The organism is Polaromonas sp. P1_E11 (assembly GCF_056405995.1).
On the sequence record NZ_JBFUBA010000015.1, the window covers coordinates 1 to 1,164 of the forward strand.

Sequence of the window (1,164 nt, forward strand, 5' to 3'; positions counted from 1 at the left end):
CCGACGGTCTTGCCCCGACGGTCTTGCCGCCTTCGCGGATGGCAAAGCGCAGGCCCTCTTCCATGGCGATCGGGTTGATCAGCTTGACGGTGATCGACACGTTGTCGCCTGGCATGACCATTTCCTTGCCTTCTGGCAACTCGATCGCACCGGTCACGTCCGTCGTGCGGAAGTAGAACTGGGGACGGTAGTTGTTGAAGAATGGCGTATGGCGGCCGCCTTCGTCCTTGGAGAGAACGTAGATCTCACCGGTGAAGTGCGTGTGCGGCTTGATCGAGCCGGGCTTGCACAGMACCTGGCCGCGCTGCACGTCTTCGCGCTTGGTGCCGCGCAAGAGGATACCGACGTTGTCGCCAGCCTGGCCCTGGTCGAGCAGCTTGCGGAACATTTCCACGCCGGTGCAGGTGGTCTTTTGCGTGTCAGCGATACCGACGATCTCGATTTCTTCACCGACCTTGATCACGCCGCGCTCGACACGGCCGGTCACGACGGTGCCGCGGCCGGAGATGGAGAACACGTCTTCCACGGGCATCAGGAAGGCGCCGTCAACAGCGCGCTCTGGCAGGGGAATGTAGGTGTCCAGCGCTTCGGCCAGCTTCATGATGGCTTCTTCGCCGAGAGGGCCCTTGTCGCCTTCCATGGCGAGCTTGGCGCTGCCGTGGATGATGGGGGTCTTGTCGCCGGGGAAGTCGTATTTGTCGAGCAACTCGCGCACTTCCATTTCGACGAGTTCGAGCAGTTCGGCGTCGTCAACCATGTCGCACTTGTTCAGGAACACGATGATGTAAGGAACACCCACCTGGCGGGCCAGCAGGATGTGCTCGCGGGTCTGGGGCATGGGGCCGTCAGCGGCCGAGCACACCAAAATGGCGCCRTCCATCTGGGCAGCGCCGGTGATCATGTTCTTCACATAGTCGGCGTGGCCYGGGCAGTCGACGTGGGCGTAGTGGCGGTTGGCCGTTTCGTACTCGACGTGGGCGGTGTTGATCGTGATGCCGCGCGCTTTTTCTTCGGGCGCCGCGTCAATTTGGTCGTAGCCCTTGGCTTCGCCGCCGAACTTGGATGCCAGAACGGTCGTGATCGCCGCCGTCAGCGTCGTCTTGCCATGGTCCACGTGGCCAATCGTGCCGACGTTGACGTGCGGCTTGGTCCGCTCAAATTTGC

The 1,164-nt window shown here is 62.3% G+C and carries 1 protein-coding gene; it reads right to left on the reverse strand.

Annotated features, from left to right (window positions below; genetic code table 11):
* The coding region (gene tuf, locus AC1D11_RS22180; RefSeq protein WP_477651498.1) for an elongation factor Tu at positions 1-1,164 on the reverse strand (1,164 nt) is incomplete at both ends.